This window comes from Pseudarthrobacter sp. C1 (assembly GCF_034720455.1).
Classification (GTDB): Bacteria; Actinomycetota; Actinomycetes; order Actinomycetales; family Micrococcaceae; genus Arthrobacter.
In genome coordinates, this window is the sequence record NZ_JAYESK010000006.1 from 15,988 (window position 1) to 34,229 (window position 18,242).

An 18,242-nucleotide genomic window follows, 5' to 3' on the forward strand; every position below is an offset into this window, starting at 1 on the left:
AGGGCCTTTGTTGCGCTTTGCGCATCAAAGGGGGCCGGAATACGTATTGGACGCGAAGTAATGGGTTTGCCACAGTGGGTGATGTGGAGCACAAACCGGAAGGCATGACATGAATCAAACTGACGCTGCATCAAGGCTGAACCAGGCTTTCGGCCGCTCCGGCAGCGGGCCGCTGAGCGGCGTGGTTGTTGCGGACTTCACCCGCGTCCTCGCCGGACCGTATTGCACCATGCTGTTGGCGGACATGGGAGCGACGGTGATTAAGGTCGAGAGCCCGCAGGGAGACGACACCCGCGGCTGGAAGCCGCCCGTCCGTGACGATGAAGCCACGTTCTATCTGTCCGTCAACCGCAACAAGCATTCGATTGTGCTCGACTTCAGGGACGAGTCAGATCTTGAAGTTGCCCGCGAACTCGCCGCAAGGGCAGATGTCCTCGTGGAGAACTTCAAGCCTGGCGGGCTGGAGCAGTTCAAGCTGGACTACGACAGCGTTTCCGCACTGAACCCGGATGTCATCTACGCGTCCATTACCGGTTTCGGCACCGCCGGGGGCGCGGGCTTGCCGGGCTACGATCTGTTGGTCCAGGCGGTGTCCGGGATGATGAGCCTCACCGGCGGGCAGGACACCGAACCATACCGTGCCGGACTGGCCATATTCGACGTGATCACCGGCCTGCACGCCAGCATCGGCATTCTTGGGGCACTCCACCACAAGGACAACACCGGCCAGGGGCAGCTTGTTGAGCTGAACCTGCTCTCGTCCGCCCTGTCCGGAATGGTCAACCAGTCGGCAGCCTATGTCACCGGCGGGCTGGTACCCACCCGCATGGGCAACGAGCACCCCAGCCTGTACCCCTATGAACCGATGCCTACAGGCGACGGAATGCTGATCGTCGTGGCAGGAAACAACGGCCAGTTCACCAAACTCTGTGATGCCCTGGGCATCCCCGAAGTTGCCGCAGACCCGCGCTTCGGCAACCCGCAGGAGCGCAACGCCAACCGTGAGGAGCTGCGGCCCATCCTCCAGGGGCGCCTGGCCGAGCGTTCCGCGGCTGAGTGGTTTGAGCACCTTTCCGGACTAGGCCTGCCCTGCGCGCCCATCCAGGACGTCAAGGGCGGCATTGAACTCGCCCGGAAACTGGGACTGGAACCGGTCGTTATGGCCGGAAACGGCGAACGCCGGATTCCCTCCGTGCGCCACCCGGTTGCCTTCTCGCAAACCCCGGTCAGTTATGAACTGGCCCCGCCGGAACTCAATGCCAGCTCCGATCTGGTCCGCACCTGGCTGGCCGCCAAGGAGGCGCGGCTCGTTGGCTGAGGAATTCCGCGCACAGGTGTACGTCCGCTGGTCCGACCAGGACGTCAACGGCCATGTAAACAATGCGCGCGTGGCAACCCTGCTGGAAGAGGCCCGGATTCAGTGGCGGCGCCACGCGGCCTCCGCAGCCGCGGCCGCCGAAACAACCACCCTGGTGGCGTCCCTGACGCTGCATTACCGCCGGCCCATCGAGTTCGGCCAGGACGTTGACGTGGACATCTGGGTGGCACGCATCGGGGACAGGTCCTACACCATGGCCTACGCCGGATACCAGGACGGGAACCTGGTCCTGGACGCCTCAACAGTCATGGTTTCCCTCGACGACGCGACCGGGAGGGCCCGGGCGCTCGACGCCAGGGAAAGAGACTACCTGGAGCGCTATCTGCACGCTGAAGTGCCGGTCTGAGCGGCACCCAAACAACAACCGGACAAACACTGCGGGCAACCCCGGCTGTCCAGAGACAAAGGAAAAACTGTGGTTACAGAAGAGATCAACAGCGACTACTTCATGGTCGATGACTTCCTCTCCGAAGACGAACGGATCATCCGGAAGAAGGTCCGTAATTTTGTCGAAACCGACCTTCTGCCGGTCATCAACGACTATTGGGACCGGGCGGAATTTCCGTTCGCCCTCGTCCCCAAGATCGCGGCGCTCGGCATCGTCGGCACAACCATCGAAGGCTACGGCTGCCCCGGCATGAGCCGCCTGGCGGCCGGAATGGTGGCCATGGAGATGGCACGGGGCGACGGCTCCATCAACACCTTCATCGGGGTCCAGTCCGGCCTGGCGATGGGCACCATCAATACGCTCGGCAGCGAGGAGCAGAAGCAGCGGTGGCTTCCCGGGATGGCCAGGCTGGAAAAGATCGGGGCCTTCGGACTCACCGAGCCGGACCATGGCTCGGACTCCGTGGGGCTGGAAACGAGCGCGCGCCGGGACGGTGACCACTACATCCTGAACGGCCGCAAACGCTGGATCGGCAACGCGAGCTTCGCCGACGTCGTCGTGCTCTGGGCCCGGGATGAAGCGGACGACAAGGTCAAGGCGTTCATTCTGGAAAAGAACGGCGACGGCAGCTACCCGGCGGGCTACCGGGCCGAGGTGATCACCGGCAAGATCGGCAAAAGGGCGATTCTGCAGCCCGACATCACCATTGAAAACCTGCGGATTCCGGCGGAGAACAAGCTCGCCGAGGCGAATTCCTTCCGCGATGTCACCCGTGTGCTCACCGCGACCCGCGGCGGTGCCTCCTGGGAATCAGTGGGCCACGGGATCGCCGCGTACGAGGCCGCAGTGAAATACGCGAAGGAACGCGTGCAGTTCGGCAAGCCCATTGCCAGTTATCAGCTGGTGCAGAACAAGCTCGCCAACATGCTGGCCGAGTTGACCGCCATGCAGCTGATTTGCTTTCGCCTGGCCGCACTCGCCGACCAAGGGAAAATGACCGGCCCTATGGCGTCACTGGCCAAGATGCACACGGCCCAGAAGGCGCGCTGGATCTGCCAGGAAGCCCGCGACATCCTGGGCGGCAACGGGCTGCTGCTGGAAAACCATGTAGCGCGCCACATGACTGATATGGAAGTCGTCCACACGTACGAGGGAACGGACTCCATCCAGTCGCTGCTGATCGGCCGCGATATCACCGGCATCTCCGCATTCTCCGGATGACGTCCTTCTTGCCAGGAACAAGCCAAACCAAACGAAGAACAAGCCAAGAGGGAGAGCCAATGAACAGGCTGAAGAACAAGACCGCCATCGTCACAGGCGGGGCACAGGGGATCGGCGCTGCCACCGCGCTCCGGCTGGCCGCGGAGGGCGCGACGGTTGCCATCCTGGACCTGAACGCCGAGCGGGCGGCGGCCACGGCCGCCGGGATCAGCTCAGACGCCGCCGTCGGGGCGGCCGGAGGTTCGGCAGTCAGTGCCGCCTGTGATGTCACGAGCGAGGAACAGGTTGCCGAGGTCTTCGGGCAGATCTTCGCCGACCACGGACGCATCGACATCCTGGTCAACAACGCCGGCATCACCCGGGACAACATGCTCTTCAAAATGGACCGTCCGGACTGGGATTCTGTCCTGGCCACCAACCTGACCAGCGCCTACCTTTGCGCCAAGGCAGCGCAGAAGTTCATGGTGCAGGCCCGGTACGGAAAGATTGTCAGCCTGAGCAGCCGCTCCGCGCTGGGCAACCGCGGGCAGGCTAACTATGCTGCCGCCAAGGCCGGGATCCAGGGACTCACCGCCACACTGGCACTGGAACTGGGTCCGTTCAACATCAACGTCAACGCGGTGGCGCCGGGCTACATCGCCACCGCCATGACCGCTGCGACAGCTGGACGGGTCGGCAGCACGCCGGAGGAGCACCAGAAATCCGTGGCCGAGCGCACCCCATTGGGCCGGGTCGGGGAACCGGAGGAAGTGGCCGCCGCCATTGCCTTCTTCGCCAGCGATGACTCCTCATATGTCTCCGGGCAGACGCTCTACATCAATGGAGGAGCACGTTGATGGCTGAAGCATTCCTGGTGGGCGGGGTGCGCACCCCGGTGGGGCGCTACGGCGGCTCACTGTCCGGGGTCCGTCCGGATGACCTGGCGGCACTCGTTCTCGGCGAAGCTGTTCGGCGGGCAGGAATCGAGGCTGCCGACGTCGATGAGGTGATCCTGGGCAACACCAACCAGGCGGGAGAGGACAACCGCAATGTGGCGCGGATGGCATCCCTGCTCGCAGGCTTCCCGGACAGTGTCCCGGGGATGACCGTGAACCGGCTTTGCGCCTCCGGGCTCAGCGCCATCATCATCGCATCGCAGATGATCAAGTCAGGTGCGGCGGATATCGTAGTGGCCGGCGGAGTGGAATCCATGTCCCGGGCCCCCTGGGTGCTGGCAAAGCCTGAGAAGGCATTCGGACGCCCGGGAGAAATCGCCGATACCTCCATTGGTTCGCGCTTCCTGAATCCGAAGTTCCACGAACGCCCCAAATCCACCTTTTCGATGCCAGAGACGGCAGAGGAGCTGGCGCGCGTGGACGGTATTTCCCGCGAGGACGCGGATGCCTTCGCGCTCCGTTCACATCAACGGGCCCTTGCGGCTGTGGATGAAGGCCGTTTCCTGGCGGAGATCGTTCCGGTGGAGACTAAGCGGGGAGCTGTCAAGGAGGACGAGGGTCCCCGACGTGAAACGACCCTCGAAGCGCTGGCGGGCCTGCGCTCGGTGGTGCACCCCGGCGGCGTGGTGACCGCGGGAAACTCCAGTTCACTCAATGACGGCGCCTCCGCCGTCGTTGTTGCCAGTAAAAATGCCGTCGAGCGGCTGAACCTTCACGCGCGGGCACGAATCGTCGACGGCGCCTCCGCGGGCGTGCCGCCGGAGATCATGGGCATCGGCCCGGTGCCGGCCACACTCAAGGTGCTTGGGCGGGCCGGCTGGTCACTCGATGACGTGGGGGCGATCGAGCTCAACGAGGCCTTCGCGGTGCAGGCACTGGCCTGCATGCGCAGGCTGGGAATGAACGAGGAGATCGTGAACCGGGACGGCGGCGCAATCGCGCTCGGCCACCCCCTTGGATCCTCCGGTGCCCGGATCGCCGTTACGCTGCTGGGCAGGATGGAGCGTGAAGGTGCGGCCAGGGGCCTGGCCACCATGTGCGTGGGGCTCGGGCAAGGTACCGCGATGCTCCTCGAAAGAGCCTGACCCCTTGTTTCCTTGCTGAAAACCGCGGAATAACGACGGCGAGGGGTGACCTCACAGCGCCGCTCCCCGCCGCGAATGCCCGACTGATTATTGATGCCTTAAGCACATCAATCGGTGCTCAATTTGGTATTGGATTCGAATTGAACACTCTGCGAGAGTGATCTAGCTAACACAAAGGCGATCAACACAATGTGCAAGACCAACCACCAACCCGAACGACAATGAGGTCCGTTTTGAAGAAGCGAAGCGCAATGCATTTGAAAGTCTCTGCAGGGCTTGTGGGGATCTCGCTGGCACTGGTGGGCTGCGGCGCCGGTGGAGCGGCCCGTGCCAATGACGGATCCGACTACCCGAAGAAGCCGGTGCGGTTCCTGGTCCCTTTCGCCGCGGGTGGCCCCTCCTCCATGACAGCACTCGCCTACGCATCCTGCCTCGAACGCAGCCTGGGAAAGCCCGTCGTGGTTGAAAACAAGCCCGGCGGCAGCGGCGGCATAGCCATGCAGGAGTTGGCCGGCGCCAAGCCGGACGGCCACACGCTCGGGCTCGGCACCAACGGCCCGCTGGTCATGAACCCCATCGTGAACAAATTAGGCTACAGCCTGGCTGACTTCACCTCGGTCGGAGTCATGGCCGAGATGCCCACCGTGCTCGTGGTCGGCGCCGACTCGCCGTTTGCCGATGCGAAGGAATTTTTCGCGGCGGCCAAGGCAAGTCCCGGGAAGCTCAGCGTCGCGGTTCCCGGGGCTACCACCTCCGCAGCGATCGAGCTGACGCGGTTGAAGTCCGACTACGGCATCGAGGTCACGGCGGTTCCGACCGCCGGCAACGCGGAAATGACCACGAATCTGCTCGGCGGCCATGTCGACGCACTGTTCATAACCGACCATTCCGACGTTGCAGCACGGATCGCGGACGGATCCTTCAAGCCGCTTGCCATCAGCAGCCCGGAACGCGCCGCCTGGTACTCCGAGGTTCCGACGCTGGCCGAAGTCGGCTTCAAGGATCTGGTCAACGCAGTTTCGGTGTTCGGCGTCGTCGGCCCGAAAGGCATGCCGGAGAACGTCGTCTCCAAGCTCGAAGGCGAACTCAAGACTTGCGCCGCTGATCCGGGCGTGGCCGAACAGGTCGGCGAACGGTTTGTGCCTGACGAATTCGCCGGTTCCAAAGAGCTGCACAGCGCATTCACTGCCATGCAGGACCTCTACCAACCCCTCCTGGGGAAGTAAATCAGCAAAGGCATGGATATGACGAAACCCGCTCTTGGCCCCGCAGAGGTGGACGATGCCCGTCCGGCGGCCGGACACCCCGACAGGCCCCGGCATCGGCTCCGCCGCCTGGTCCCCCTTCTCCTGGTCGCCGCCGGAGTATCGGCCGTGATCGGGTCATGGCAGCTCTCGCTGGGAGAGCTGAACAGCCCCGGTCCCGGGCTCTGGCCCTTTATCGTCTCCGTCGCGGTGACCATCGCGGCTGTGGTCCTCGTGCTGTTCCCGGACGCGGCGGTTCCCGAGTCCTGGACGCGGCGGACGGCCGCTATTGCGGGCGGAGTGGGCAGCCTGTGCGTGTTCGTGGTGCTTTTTGAAGCCATAGGCTTCCTGGTTCCGGCGTTTCTGATGCTTCTGCTCTGGCTCCGGGTTTTCGGCCGCGAGCCGTGGCGCTGGACCGTCCCTTTGGCCCTCGGAGGTGCCGTTGTGCTGCACGTGGTTTTCGCAGGCCTGCTTGGGGTGCCGTTTCCCGACGACATCGTAGTCACCAGCCTCTCCCCGATGATCGGATTCTGATATGGACGCCCTGAACAACCTGGGCCAGGGCTTCTCTGTAGCCTTTGACCCGATGAACCTGCTGTTCGTATTCGTCGGTGTGGTCATCGGAACTGCCATCGGCGTCCTGCCGGGGCTGGGCCCGACCGCCACCATCGCGCTCCTGCTGCCGATCACCTACACGATGGATCCGGTCGGCGCGGTGATCATGCTGGCCGGTATCTACTACGGCTCGATGTATGGCGGAACGATCACCTCGGTACTCCTGCGTCTTCCCGGCGAGGCCGCATCAGTGGTCACCACCTTTGACGGTTATCAGATGACCAAGCAGGGCAGGGCCGGAACGGCTCTCGGCATTTCCGCGGTCGGTTCCTTTATCGGCGGCACGGTAGCCATCATCGGCCTTACCTTCCTGGCTCCGTTGCTTGCCAAGGTGGCCGTCGCGGTGGGCCCGGCGGGCTACGTCGCCATCATGATCCTGGGCCTGTTCCTGGTGACCTCCCTCGGCAGCGGTTCAACGGTCAAGAGCCTGTTCATGGCAGGAGTCGGCCTCCTGCTCTCAACCGTGGGCCAGGACCCGGTTACCGGAACCGCACGCTTCACGTTCGGCCAGACGTCGCTGCTGGGCGGGTTGGATTTCGTCGCTATCGCCATGGGGCTTTTCGGTGTGGGAGAACTGCTCCATAGCCTCGAGCGGAGCGAAAAGGGCCAGGCCGTCACCGCCAAAATCAAGAACATCTGGCCCTCGCGCAAGGATTTCCGTGACTCCTCCGGTGCGATAGCCCGGGGCTCGGTGCTGGGCTTCTTCATCGGCGTCCTGCCCGGCGGCGGCGGCGTCATCTCATCGCTGGCATCCTATGCCATGGAGAAGCGCCGCGCGAAGGATCCCAGCCGGTTCGGAAAGGGTGCCATCGAAGGCGTCGCCGGTCCCGAGACAGCGAATAACGCCTCATCAACGTCGGCCTTCATTCCGCTGCTCGTCCTGGGCATCCCGTCCAACGTTGTCCTGGCCATGATCTACGGAGCGCTCCTGCTGCACGGGATCACACCGGGGCCGCAGCTGATCAACGAACATCCCAACGTTTTCTGGGGCGTCGTCGCGTCAATGTACATCGGCAACCTGATGCTCATCATCCTCAATATCCCGCTGGTTGGAGTCTTCATCCAGATGCTCCGGGTACGAACGGGGATCCTTTCGACCTTCGCCCTGCTGGTGGTCATGGTCGGCGTGTTCTCCATCAACAACAACCCGTTCGACATGTGGGTGGTGCTCGCGTTCGGGGTTCTCGGCTGGATCATGATCAAGGCTCACTTTGACCCAGGCCCCCTGGTGCTGGCTTTCATCCTGGGCCCGATCCTGGAGAAATCCTTCCGCCAGACGATGCTGATCTCCGAAGGAAGCTTCGGTATTTTCGCCTCGGACCCGGTGTCTGCGACCATCTTCATCCTGATCGGGCTGTTCATCGTCTACGGCTTCATCAGCCGCAGCCGGCGGCAGCGCAGGATGCGCCGCGCAGCCGCTGCAGGCCCGGAAGAGGGCAATACGCTCGTCCACGCCTCGGCCAGGCGCGAGGGGACTCCGGGTCCCGGCACCGAAGAATGATTCCGCGCCGCAGCGTCCATCCGTGAGCGCCATCGGTTTCGATTCGACCGAAAAACAATTCGACAGAAAGACAAGGGAGCACCTTGAAGAACGTCTTGCGCCTTCAAACGACCGCCGGGCTTGCCTTGGCATCGCTGGCATCCCTGACCGTAGCAGCGTGCGGTGTGGCCGGTTCCGCCGGCCCCGGGAATGCCGGATCCGACTATCCCGCGAAGCCGGTCACCATCCTTATGCCCTATGCCGCCGGCGGCCCCTCGGATCTTACCGCCCGTTCGGTTGCCGCCTGTTTGGGGAACAGCCTCGGCGAGGCCTTCGTCGTCGAAAACAAACCCGGCGGCAGCGGAGCCGTCGCAATGCAGGAGCTGGTGGGTTCTAAACCCGACGGCCAGACGCTGGCGCTCGGTACCACCGGCACGCTGGTCATGGCCCCTATGATCAACTCGCTGAGCTACAGTCTTGCGGACGTTGAACCCATAGGTGTCATGGCCGACAATCCGACCCTGATCGTTGTGGGAACAAACTCCCCCTACAAGGACGCAGCAGAGCTCTTCGAAGCGGCCAGGGCGGATCCTGGAGCAATCTCGATGGGTGTTCCTGGTGCTACGAGTCCCGCGGCCATTGAACTGCAGCGGCTGAAGAACGACTACGGGGTTGAGATCACCGCCGTGCCGGCCTCGGGTAACGCGGAGATGACCACCAATCTGCTGGGCGGGCATGTGGATGCACTTTTCATCAACGATCATCCTGATGTCCAGGCACGGATTACCGAGGGGTCTTTCCTTCCCGTTGCCGCCACCACGCCTGAACGGCTCGGCTGGCTCCCCGACGTACCGACGCTGGCCGAATCGGGGTTCCCGGACCTGGTGAATGCCACGTCAATCTACGGCCTGTTCGGTCCCCAGGGCATGCCGGACGCTGTTGTGTCCACCCTCGAACGCGAACTCGAAACCTGCCTTAGCGACCCCAAGGTCGTTGAGCAGATCGGAAAGAACTTTGTGCCGAAGGAATTCATTGGTGCCGAGGAGCTGGGCGCCAACTTTGCCCGGATCAAGGCACTCTACGAACCGATCCTCGGCCGGTGAGCCGGGTAACAATCGTCGTCCTAGTCAACGGGAGATTTTCATGGTGAGGGAACTGAATGGCCTGGCGGAGCTTGTGCCGCTGATTGGCTCAGAACTTGGTGTGAGCGGCTGGCACAGTGTCCAACAGGACCGGATTCAGGACTTTGCCGATGCCACCGGCGACCAGCAGTGGATCCACGTCGATCCGGAGAGGGCGGCCGGCGGCCCGTTTGGGCGTCCGGTTGCCCACGGCTACCTGACCCTGTCGATGATCCCATTCTTGGCACAAGAGGTGTACCGGGTCAATGGATTGAAGATGATCGTGAACTACGGGCTGAACAAGGTCCGGTTTCCGAGCCCGGTCCCGGTGGGTTCCCGGGTCCGGAGCCGCCTCACCCTCGTCTCCGTCACGCCGGCGGCCCAAGGCAGCCAGGTGGTGATCCGCCATGAGATTCAACTCGAGGGCGGGGCCCGGCCGGCCTGCGTGGCTGAAACAGTCTCCTTGATGGTCGGCTGAGGGGCCTCGGCAGGCCGGTGGACAAGAGAACATCCCTCAGCGAGGCCGTGGCGGAGCACATCCGGGACGGCCAGCTTGTGGCCATCGAGGGATTCGGGCACCTGGTTCCGGTGGCGGCTGCCCACGAAATAATCCGGCAGGGATTCCGTGACCTGACGCTGGCCCGGATGACCGGCGACGTGATGATTGACCAACTGCTGGCGGCCGGTTGCCTGAAGGGGGTCATCGGCTCCTTTGTCGGAAACAGTTCGGCAGGCTCGCTCCACGAGCTGCGCCGGCGGGTGGAGAACTCGGACCCGGTTCCGTTGGACCTTGAGGAATACAGCCACGGGGGCATGGTTTGCCGGTACCTTGCGGGTGCCTCGAAGCTTCCGTTTTATCCCATCAACTCCTACCGGGGCAGCGATCTCGTGGCACTGAACGGAAAGATACGGTCCGTCAAGGACCCGTACGGCGGGGAGGAAATCCACGTGGTCCCAGCGCTGAATCCCGACGTGACGATCATTCACGCGCAGCGGGCCGACCGGGCCGGCAACATCCAGGCGTGGGGCATTCTTGGCGTGCAGGCCGAAGCTGCCTTCGCCGCTAGGAGGGTCATTGTCACGGTCGAGGAAATAGTCGACGACGCCGTCATCCGCTCCGATCCGAACCGCACCATCGTTCCATCCCACGTAGTCGACGCAGTGGTCCACTGTCCGCGCGGAGCGCATCCTCATTCGGTCCAGGGCTACTATGACCGCGACGACGGGTTCAGCCGCCGTTGGTCCGAGCTCGCCCGCGATCCGCGGCGGCTTCGCGACTGGCTGCAGGAAAACATCCACGGCACCCGGGACCATGCGGAGTATATTGCCCGTCTCGGCCCGGACTACTGGGACCGCCTGCAGGTCGAGGCGGCATTCTCCGTTCCGGTCAACTACGGAGGCCGCAAATGAGCATCACGGAACGATCGGAAAAATCATCGACACGCGTATCCTGCCGCCAAACGGAATCTGCACAGCCGGAAGTGACCAGCAGCGAGCTTCTCACCACCCTGTCCGCCCGTGCGCTGGAAGGAAAGCATGTGGTGTTCGCCGGACACGGACTTCCCACCCTGGCAGTGTCCTTGGCGCAGCGGACGGTTTCTCCCGGCGTCGAAATAATCTATGAGTCAGGCGTGACCGGTGCGCAGCCGGCAGACCTGCCGCGCAGTATTTCGGATTCGGTCCTCGTCACCGGCGCGGCGGGGGTCCTGCCCATGGCGCAGCTGTTCAACTTCGTGCTGCAGGGACAGCGCGTGGACGTCGGATTCCTCGGTGCCGCCCAGGTGGACAGATACGGCAGCCTGAACTCCAGCCTGATCGGAAAGGACTGGGCGGCACCGGCCAGTAAGCTCCCAGGCTCCGGGGGCGCCATCGAGGCGATGGCCGGGGCCGGCGAAATCTTCGTCGTGATGCGCCGGCACAATCCCCGGTCCCTCGTGGCGGACCTCGATTTCTGCACCACGCCCGGACCGCGGCGGGCGGCGGCGGCCCGCGGCGGCGTGATGCCCGCGGGCCTGGGCGTGACCACCGTCATTACGGATCTGGGCATCATGACACGCCGGGGCATCGACGAAGAGCTTGTCCTTGCCGCTGTACATCCCGGCGTCGAGGTGGACGACGTCAGGGCAGCCACGGGGTGGGACCTGCAGGTCTCGAAGAACCTGGTCACCACGGTGCCGCCGACCGGCCGGGAACTGGCACTGCTGCGGGACGTGTTGGATCCGGAGCGGGTATACCTGCGATGAGTCCGGGTCCGGTATCCCCTCCGGATCGACAGGAATCACCGGCTTGGCCACTCCCCCACGCTGGCAGTGTGACGCTCTGCCATCAGATTGCCGGCGCCGTGTTCCTGATGCCCTGATCGATTCGGCCGACCTTCTTTGTTGATGCGGGGCGTTGCCGGGGCAGGAAGCTTGCCAGTACCGCAGCTGTAAGGGCTGCTGCCGCGGCAATCCAGAAGACGTGTTCGAAGGCTCGGAAGGATGGGTGCTCTGTTCCGTCAAGCGTCAGTGTGGTTGAGGCCAGCAGCACGGCCACGGCGGCGCTGCCGATGGTGGTTCCGATGACGCGCAGCACGGTGTTCAGCCCGTTGGCAGCGGCAGTGACGGTTACGGGGACAGATCCCATGATGAGGATCGGCATCGCCGCATAGGCGATGGCGTTGCCGATGCCTATGACAACGGCTCCCAGCATCACCATCCAGACTTCTTCGGTCAGGAAGAGGCGGCCAACGTAGCCGGCGGCAGAAACGAGGGAGCCCATAATGAGGGCGGTTTTGGCGCCGTAACGGCGGCTGCTGAGGGCGGATACGGGAGTGAAGAGCACCATTGCCAAGCCGATGGGAACCATGCAAAGTCCGGCAGCCATCACGCTCAGGCCGAAGCCGTATCCAGCCGCGCCAGGCATCTGCAACTGCTGGGTGGTGGAGAGCAGGTTGGAGTACATGGAGTAGCCCACGAGGACCGCCACCAGGTTCGTGATCAGCACGGGTCTCCGGGCCGAGGTCCGCAGGTCCAGCATTGGTTGACTGATCTTCAGTTCGAGCGGGACCCACAGGGCCAGGGCAACGACCGCGGTTAGTGCCGTTGTCAGCGTCGGTGCACTGGTCCAGCCCCAGGTACCGCCCTTGGACAAGGCAAGAAGTGCGGCGGTCAGGGCCGTCGAGAGCAGGATGGCCCCTCCGTAGTCGAACGTGCCCGGCGTGCGGACCCGGGATTCCGGCATGACCAGCGGCAATAGCGCGACCAGGACGATTCCGACTGCAGCGGCGCTCCAAAAAATTGACTGCCAGCCGAGGAACTCATACAGCACACCGGCCAGCGGAAGGCCCAGCGCGCTCCCGAAACCCAAGGTGGCGCTGATCATCGCGACGGCTGGACCCAGCTTCATGGCGGGGATCTCCTCGCGCAGGACGCTGATGCCCACGGGCACGAGGGCTGCGGCGGATCCCTGGAGCGCGCGGCCGGCGATCATGGCCGGAAAACCCAGATTCAGCGCCGCCAGTGCTGAGCCGATGGTCATCATGACCAGGCAGACGAGCATGATCCGGCGTTTGCCGAACATGTCTGCCAGACGGCTCAGCACCGGGGTGGCCACTGCGCTTGCGAGCAGTGTGGCGGTGAGGACCCAGGAGGCGTCCTCAACGGAGATCCCGAGCAAGCGCGGCAGGTCGGGCAGCAGGGGAACCACCGTAGCCTGCTGAAGCGTGACTGTCGTTCCGCACAGGCACAGCACCGGTACAAGGAGCCTGCCGGCAGCCTTGGGCTTCGATGCTCTGCCTTTCCCGCGTAGAGGCATTCCCTTGGCGATCAGCGGGCGGTGGGGCTGTGTTGCTTGTCGGCATGCTGGGCTGCCGGCGCCCCCTCACCCGGTCCTGAAGAGGCGGCGGGGAGTACTGCTGGGTCACCGCCGTCGGACGTGGCCTGCGGAGCTTGCTCCTCCGCCACCGGCACGTGCGGGGAAGCCTTGGCTCCGGCAAAGCGGCGCCGGAAGCCGCTGACGGCCTTGATGGCAATGACGGCGAGAATAAGGCTGAAAATGATTGCGGCGGCCGGGTCGGTGACAAAGATGTCGAGGCTGCCGCCGGAAATCAGCATGGACTGTCGGAAGGATTTTTCCAGGATAGGTCCGAGGACGAAGGCCAGGACCAGCGGGCCGGCGTCGAAACCTGTCTTGGACATGATCCACCCGAGGACGCCGAAGGCCAGCACAACCCACATGTCGAAGGAACTGTTGTTGATCGAGTAAACGCCGATCAACACGATCAGCAGGGAAAAAGCGACGAGGATGCCTTGGCGCACGCGCAGCATCTGGATGAAGATGCCCACGAGCGGAATGTTGAGGATGAGCAGCATCAGGTTGCCGATGTACATCGAAGCGATAACGCCCCAGAAGAGTCCGGAGTGATCGGTCATCAGCCGCGGACCCGGGGTGATGCCGTGCATCAGCAGGGCGCCGAAGATCATTGCCAGCACCACGTTGGAGGGAATGCCAAGCACCAGCAGCGGAATAAACGCCGTGGTCGAGGACGCGTTGTTCGCCGTTTCCGGTCCTGCGACACCTTCGATGGCACCCTTTCCGAACCGGCTGGGATCCTTCGCCCGGCGCTTCTCCAGCGCGTAGGAGGCCAGGGAGGAGATGACTCCGCCGCCGCCGGGAAGGATGCCGATGAAGAATCCGAGGACCGATCCTCGGCCGATGGCACCGGCAGAGTCCTTCATGTCCTTCCGCGAAGGCCAGATGTTTTTGATCTTGGCCTTGATGGCCTGGGCTTTTTCTGTCTGTTCGAGGGATCGCAGCAGTTCAGCGACGCCGAACAGGCCCATTGCCACGGCCACGAAGTCCAGGCCGCCCAGCAGCGGCGCCTGGCCGAATGTGAAACGCGCCGACCCGTTGACGGGATCCTGTCCGACCGTGGACAGGAGCAGGCCGACGGCGGCCATGCATACGCTTTTGATGGTGGATCCGGTGCCCAGGGACGTGACCAGGAACAGGCCCATGACCATGAGGGCAACAAAGCCGGCCGGACCCATCGACAGGGCGATCTTGCCCAGCGCGGGCGCCATGAACGTCAGGCCGATGACGGCCACGGTGCCGCCGATGAAAGAACCTATGGCGGAGATGCCCAGGGCCGCGCCGGCACGGCCCTGCTTGGTCATCTGGTAGCCGTCGAAGGTGGTCACCACCGAGGCTGCCTCGCCCGGCAGGCGCAGCAGCACGGAAGTGATGGTGCCCCCGTACATCGATCCGTAATAGATGCCGGCCAGCATGATGATCGAAGCGGTCGGATCCATGGTGTAGGTGATGGGCAGCAGCAGCGCAATTGTCGCCGTGGGGCCCAGGCCGGGCAGGACGCCGATGGCGGTTCCCACCACCACGCCGATCAGGACGAACAGCAGGTTCACCGGGTCTAAGGCCACCGAGAAGCCTTCACCGAGGTTGCTCAGGATATCCATGTGAGGGTCCGTTCTAGACGAAGGCGTCAAGCGCCAGGTCGGCGGGGAAGGGTACGCCGAGGAGCCGGTCGAAGATGACATAAAGCACTGCCGGGCCAGCCGCGGCGAAGACAGCCGTCCAGCGCCACGACTCCCGGCCGAACACCCGAAGCCACAACAGGAGCATCAGCACGGCCGGGATGAAGAAGCCCACCAGTTCGAAGAGCACTATGAACGCGGCAAGGCTCGCGATGCCGGCCATTACCGAAACGCTCCGGCGGCCCCAAGCCTCCAGCGGCTCATGTCCCGGCCACACGATCAGTGCCGCGGCGCTGAAGACGATGGCCAGCGAGATGGCGAACGGCCAGAGGCCAGGGGCAGGATTGTGCAGGGTGCCCAGCTTCAACTGCCATGACCCGGCCGCAGCCCCAAGGCCCAGTGCGAGCAGGACGAGCGGAGCGATTCTGCGCTGCCAGCGCAAGGCGCCGGTGCGGGGCCTTTCCGGTTCCCGGATTTCAGCGGCCGCTTCCACGGGAGTAGAAACCATGGGTTCACCCTTCTTCGTGCCGGCCGTCATAGGCCGGCGGTTGAGTCGTTGTTAGTTACTTCGCCAGGAGGGGCTCGTAGCGGGTGCGCATGTCGGCAAAAACCTGCTGGGTCGCTTCCGCATTTGAGAAGCTGTTCGGCACGAACCGGTCGCCGATCTGGCCGATGACTTCGGTGTCCTTGCTACAGGTTTCGACGCCGCTTTCGAGTTTCTCCGAAACCTGCTGCGGCAGGCCCTTGGGGGCGAAGAGCCCGTAGACCGAGGTGGTCTTGACGTCGAAGCCGGCCTCCTTGGCCGTGGGAGCGTCGGGGAAGGCCTCCGAGCGTGCTTCACCGGCAGCAGCGAGCGGGACGAGGGCGCCGTCTTTCACCTGGGCCTCAACGTCGAGGTAGTCGTTGACGAATCCGGCGTCGATGTGGCCGCCCAGCAGGTTGGTGATCAGTTCGGCGCTGCCGGAGGTGGGAACCAGTGCGAATTCGATGCCGCTCCCCTTCTGCAGGCGCTTGAGTTCAGTGGCCAGCGAGCTGGTGGCTCCCGGAACACCGATGGAGATCTTCCCGGGGTTGGCCTTGGCGGCGTCGAACAACTCCTGCAGGCTCTTGTACGGGGAGTCCTTTGGCACGGCGAAAAGGGTGGGGATGGCTGCCATGGTGCCCAGGGCCTGGAAATCGTCCTGGGAGTAGGCCAGGTCGTTGCTCATCGGGTTCAGGACCATAGGCCCGTTGGTGCTGAGCCCTACGGTGTAGCCGTCGGGTTTGGCGCCGGCCAGCTTTTGCATGGCCACTGCACCTGCTCCGCTGTCAAGGTTCTCCACCACGAAGGTGCCGCCCAGCAGCTTTCCGAGGCAGGCCCCGTAGGCACGCGCCGTTGTATCCGAAGGCCCTCCGGCGGCATAGGGCATGACGAACGTAATGGACTTGGTCGGGTAGTTTTCGGATGATGCCTTGGAGGCACCGGAGCAGGCCGTGACGGAAAGCGAAAGGCCGGCGACAGTGACGGCAGCGAAGAACACGCGAGTCTTGTTCAAGGTAACCTCTGGTGGTTTCGATCTGAAGTTGAGAGTGCACTCCGCAAGGAGTGCCCTCTCAGTAATACAGGATTGTGACCGGCGGCACAACCGCCTCCGGTGAAATAAATCATTCGTTGGGTGCTGCTGATTCGAGCCTGGAGACGCTCAGCGCCGCCCGGGGTTTCATGAAGGCGTCCCACAGCGGCCCGGTTGAGATCCACCGCAGCGGATCCATCAGGGCCAGGCTGCGCGGGACGAATACCTTGCGCCGCCGCGCGGCGATCGCGCCAACGAGAAGGTCGGCGCAGGTGTCCGTGCTGGACACCACGTTGAACGGCCACGGAAGGGAGCGGCTCTCTCCGGCCCGGCTTCCCGCCCCGGAAATCATGCCGGTGCTCACCCATGCCGGATGCGCGACGCCCACGTCAACGCCCTTATGGGCCAGTTCCAGCCGCAGCGCCCCGCCGAAGGCCTCCACGCCCGCCTTGGAGGCGGCATACGCGTTGGCCCGCGGAACATTCTTCAACGCGGCGGCCGAACTCATGAGCAGGTAGTAACCCCGGTTTGCGGTGATCTCCTCCAAGGTGGCCTTGACGGTCCTGATCACACCGCCGAGATTGACGTCGACGATCCGCAGCAGGTCCTCGGTGCTGGAAACGGCCACCGTGGAGGCACTGCCGATCCCGGCGCAGGCAAAGACGATGTCCAGCCGGCCGAAGTGCTCAACTGTCCGCCGGGCTGCGGCCTGCAGGGACATTTGGTCTGTCACATCCGCTGCCGTGGCCAGATGGCCCTCTCCCAGCGTGGAGACCAGCTGGTCCAGGGCTGGCTGGTCGCGGTCGACGAGGGATACGTGTGCTCCCGCGGCGGCCAGGCGCCGGGCCGTGGCCGCGGCGATACCGCCGGCACCGCCGGTAACCAGTACCACCTTGCCCCGCAGCCTGTCCGGCCCCCGCAATCGGTCCGCCCCGCTCCCGCCCGCCTCCGGAGGATTCAAGGATTGGAATCTCATCCCATGTACGACCCTCCGTTGACGTCAACCGTGACGCCCGTGACGAAGCCGTTTTCAACGGCGGCCAGGTACTGGACGGCCTGGGCAACGTCATCGGCGCTGCCCAGCCGGCCCACCGGGATGCGGCTGAGATAGTTCCGGTTGACTTCGTCGGAGACGCCGGCGGCCATGCCGGCGTCGATCCGCCCCGGGGCGATGGCGTTGACGGTGATACCGAACGGTGCCAGTTCCCGCGCGAAGGAACGGGTCAGGCCCAACAGGCCCGTCTTGGTCGCGGCATAGTGGACGCCGCCCAGCCTGCCGCCGTCGCGTCCTGCCAGGGAGGACATGTTGACGATCCTGCCGAATCCGGTGTTCTTCATGTGCGGTACCAGGGCCTGGATACCCAGGAACGGGCCCGTGAGGTTCACCGCCAGGACACTCATCCACTCATCCAAGGGGACTTCATCACCCGGGATCTTTTGTCCGTCCCGCTTCGGGGAGATGCCGGCGTTGTTGACCAGCACCGCAGGGGTTTCCGGGCTGGCCTCCACCGCCTCTGCGATCCGTTGCCAGTCGCCGGGCTCAGTGACGTCACAGTGCATCGTCTGCAGGGATCCGCCCTGCGGATCCAGGTCCGCCCGGAGGCCGGCCAGTGCGGAGTCTGATGCATCCACGGCGATCACCCGGTCCCCGCTGGCCAGGAATGACTCCACGATGCCGCGGCCGATGCCCCCGGCCGCGCCGGTGACGACGGCTGTTCGGTGGTGCTGCTGGTTGTTACTCATGCTTTCTC

General features: G+C 64.2%; 18 protein-coding genes. 12 read left to right on the forward strand and 6 right to left on the reverse strand.

The genetic code is table 11. The features are described from left to right. Positions 1 to 109 precede the first annotated feature (109 nt). The 12 genes from U7114_RS11610 (at position 110) to U7114_RS11665 (ending at position 11,710) form a co-directional block, all read left to right on the forward strand. Entirely contained in the window at positions 110 to 1,318 is a 1,209-nt protein-coding gene (locus U7114_RS11610) for a CoA transferase (RefSeq protein ID WP_323057428.1), read from the forward strand. Next, positions 1,311 to 1,724: a thioesterase family protein gene (locus U7114_RS11615; protein ID WP_323057429.1), complete on the forward strand. Its 414-nt coding sequence runs from the start codon at positions 1,311 to 1,313 to the stop codon at positions 1,722 to 1,724. The genes U7114_RS11610 and U7114_RS11615 overlap by 8 nt, the downstream gene beginning before the upstream one ends. A 102-nt stretch (positions 1,725 to 1,826) precedes the next feature. Next, positions 1,827 to 2,987 carry an acyl-CoA dehydrogenase family protein gene (locus U7114_RS11620; RefSeq protein ID WP_416235553.1) on the forward strand — a complete coding sequence of 387 codons (1,161 nt, stop codon included), beginning with the start codon at positions 1,827 to 1,829 and terminating at the stop codon, positions 2,985 to 2,987. A 59-nt stretch (positions 2,988 to 3,046) separates the two neighbouring features. Further along, positions 3,047 to 3,823 (forward strand): 3-oxoacyl-ACP reductase FabG, encoded by a 777-nt coding sequence (gene fabG / locus U7114_RS11625; RefSeq protein WP_157240810.1) that lies wholly within the window; start codon positions 3,047 to 3,049, stop codon positions 3,821 to 3,823. Then, positions 3,823 to 5,007: a thiolase family protein gene (locus U7114_RS11630; RefSeq protein WP_157240808.1), complete on the forward strand. Its 1,185-nt coding sequence runs from the start codon at positions 3,823 to 3,825 to the stop codon at positions 5,005 to 5,007. Before fabG ends, U7114_RS11630 begins: the two co-directional genes overlap by 1 nt. Before the next feature lie 251 nt (positions 5,008 to 5,258). Next, the gene (locus U7114_RS11635; RefSeq protein ID WP_323057431.1) at positions 5,259 to 6,233 is read left to right on the forward strand and encodes a tripartite tricarboxylate transporter substrate binding protein; all 975 of its coding nucleotides are present in this window, start codon (positions 5,259 to 5,261) and stop codon (positions 6,231 to 6,233) included. Between the two features lie 18 nt (positions 6,234 to 6,251). Further along, positions 6,252 to 6,785, forward strand: a complete 534-nt coding sequence (locus U7114_RS11640; RefSeq protein ID WP_323057432.1) for a tripartite tricarboxylate transporter TctB family protein — start codon at positions 6,252 to 6,254, stop codon at positions 6,783 to 6,785. 1 nt (position 6,786) lies between these two features. Further along, a complete protein-coding gene (locus tag U7114_RS11645) occupies positions 6,787 to 8,367 on the forward strand; it encodes a tripartite tricarboxylate transporter permease (RefSeq protein ID WP_323057433.1) in 1,581 nt (526 codons plus the stop codon). An 83-nt stretch (positions 8,368 to 8,450) separates the two neighbouring features. Continuing rightward, positions 8,451 to 9,449 carry a tripartite tricarboxylate transporter substrate binding protein gene (locus U7114_RS11650; RefSeq protein ID WP_197432462.1) on the forward strand — a complete coding sequence of 333 codons (999 nt, stop codon included), beginning with the start codon at positions 8,451 to 8,453 and terminating at the stop codon, positions 9,447 to 9,449. Positions 9,450 to 9,489: 40 nt separating this feature from the next. Further along, a complete protein-coding gene (locus tag U7114_RS11655; RefSeq protein ID WP_157240801.1) occupies positions 9,490 to 9,945 on the forward strand; it encodes a MaoC family dehydratase in 456 nt (151 codons plus the stop codon). A 17-nt stretch (positions 9,946 to 9,962) separates the two neighbouring features. Then, positions 9,963 to 10,877 carry a CoA transferase subunit A gene (locus U7114_RS11660; RefSeq protein WP_323057434.1) on the forward strand — a complete coding sequence of 305 codons (915 nt, stop codon included), beginning with the start codon at positions 9,963 to 9,965 and terminating at the stop codon, positions 10,875 to 10,877. A gap of 71 nt (positions 10,878 to 10,948) precedes the next feature. Beyond that, the gene (locus U7114_RS11665; RefSeq protein ID WP_323057435.1) at positions 10,949 to 11,710 is read left to right on the forward strand and encodes a CoA-transferase subunit beta; all 762 of its coding nucleotides are present in this window, start codon (positions 10,949 to 10,951) and stop codon (positions 11,708 to 11,710) included. An 82-nt stretch (positions 11,711 to 11,792) separates the two neighbouring features. Here U7114_RS11665 and U7114_RS11670 read toward each other — a convergent pair whose 3' ends face one another. The 6 genes from U7114_RS11670 to U7114_RS11695 form a co-directional block, all read right to left on the reverse strand. Then, entirely contained in the window at positions 11,793 to 13,262 is a 1,470-nt protein-coding gene (locus tag U7114_RS11670) for an MFS transporter (protein ID WP_323057436.1), read from the reverse strand. 11 nt (positions 13,263 to 13,273) lie between these two features. Then, positions 13,274 to 14,920, reverse strand: a complete 1,647-nt coding sequence (locus tag U7114_RS11675) for a tripartite tricarboxylate transporter permease (protein WP_323057437.1) — start codon at positions 14,918 to 14,920, stop codon at positions 13,274 to 13,276. A gap of 13 nt (positions 14,921 to 14,933) precedes the next feature. Continuing rightward, a complete protein-coding gene (locus tag U7114_RS11680) occupies positions 14,934 to 15,446 on the reverse strand; it encodes a tripartite tricarboxylate transporter TctB family protein (RefSeq protein ID WP_197432461.1) in 513 nt (170 codons plus the stop codon). Between the two features lie 55 nt (positions 15,447 to 15,501). Then, positions 15,502 to 16,473: a tripartite tricarboxylate transporter substrate binding protein gene (locus tag U7114_RS11685; RefSeq protein ID WP_323057438.1), complete on the reverse strand. Its 972-nt coding sequence runs from the start codon at positions 16,471 to 16,473 to the stop codon at positions 15,502 to 15,504. Between the two features lie 109 nt (positions 16,474 to 16,582). Next, positions 16,583 to 17,452, reverse strand: coding sequence for an SDR family NAD(P)-dependent oxidoreductase (locus tag U7114_RS11690; RefSeq protein ID WP_323057439.1), 870 nt, complete (start codon positions 17,450 to 17,452; stop codon positions 16,583 to 16,585). An 11-nt stretch (positions 17,453 to 17,463) separates the two neighbouring features. Next, a complete protein-coding gene (locus U7114_RS11695) occupies positions 17,464 to 18,234 on the reverse strand; it encodes an SDR family NAD(P)-dependent oxidoreductase (RefSeq protein WP_323057440.1) in 771 nt (256 codons plus the stop codon). Positions 18,235 to 18,242: the final 8 nt, after the last annotated feature.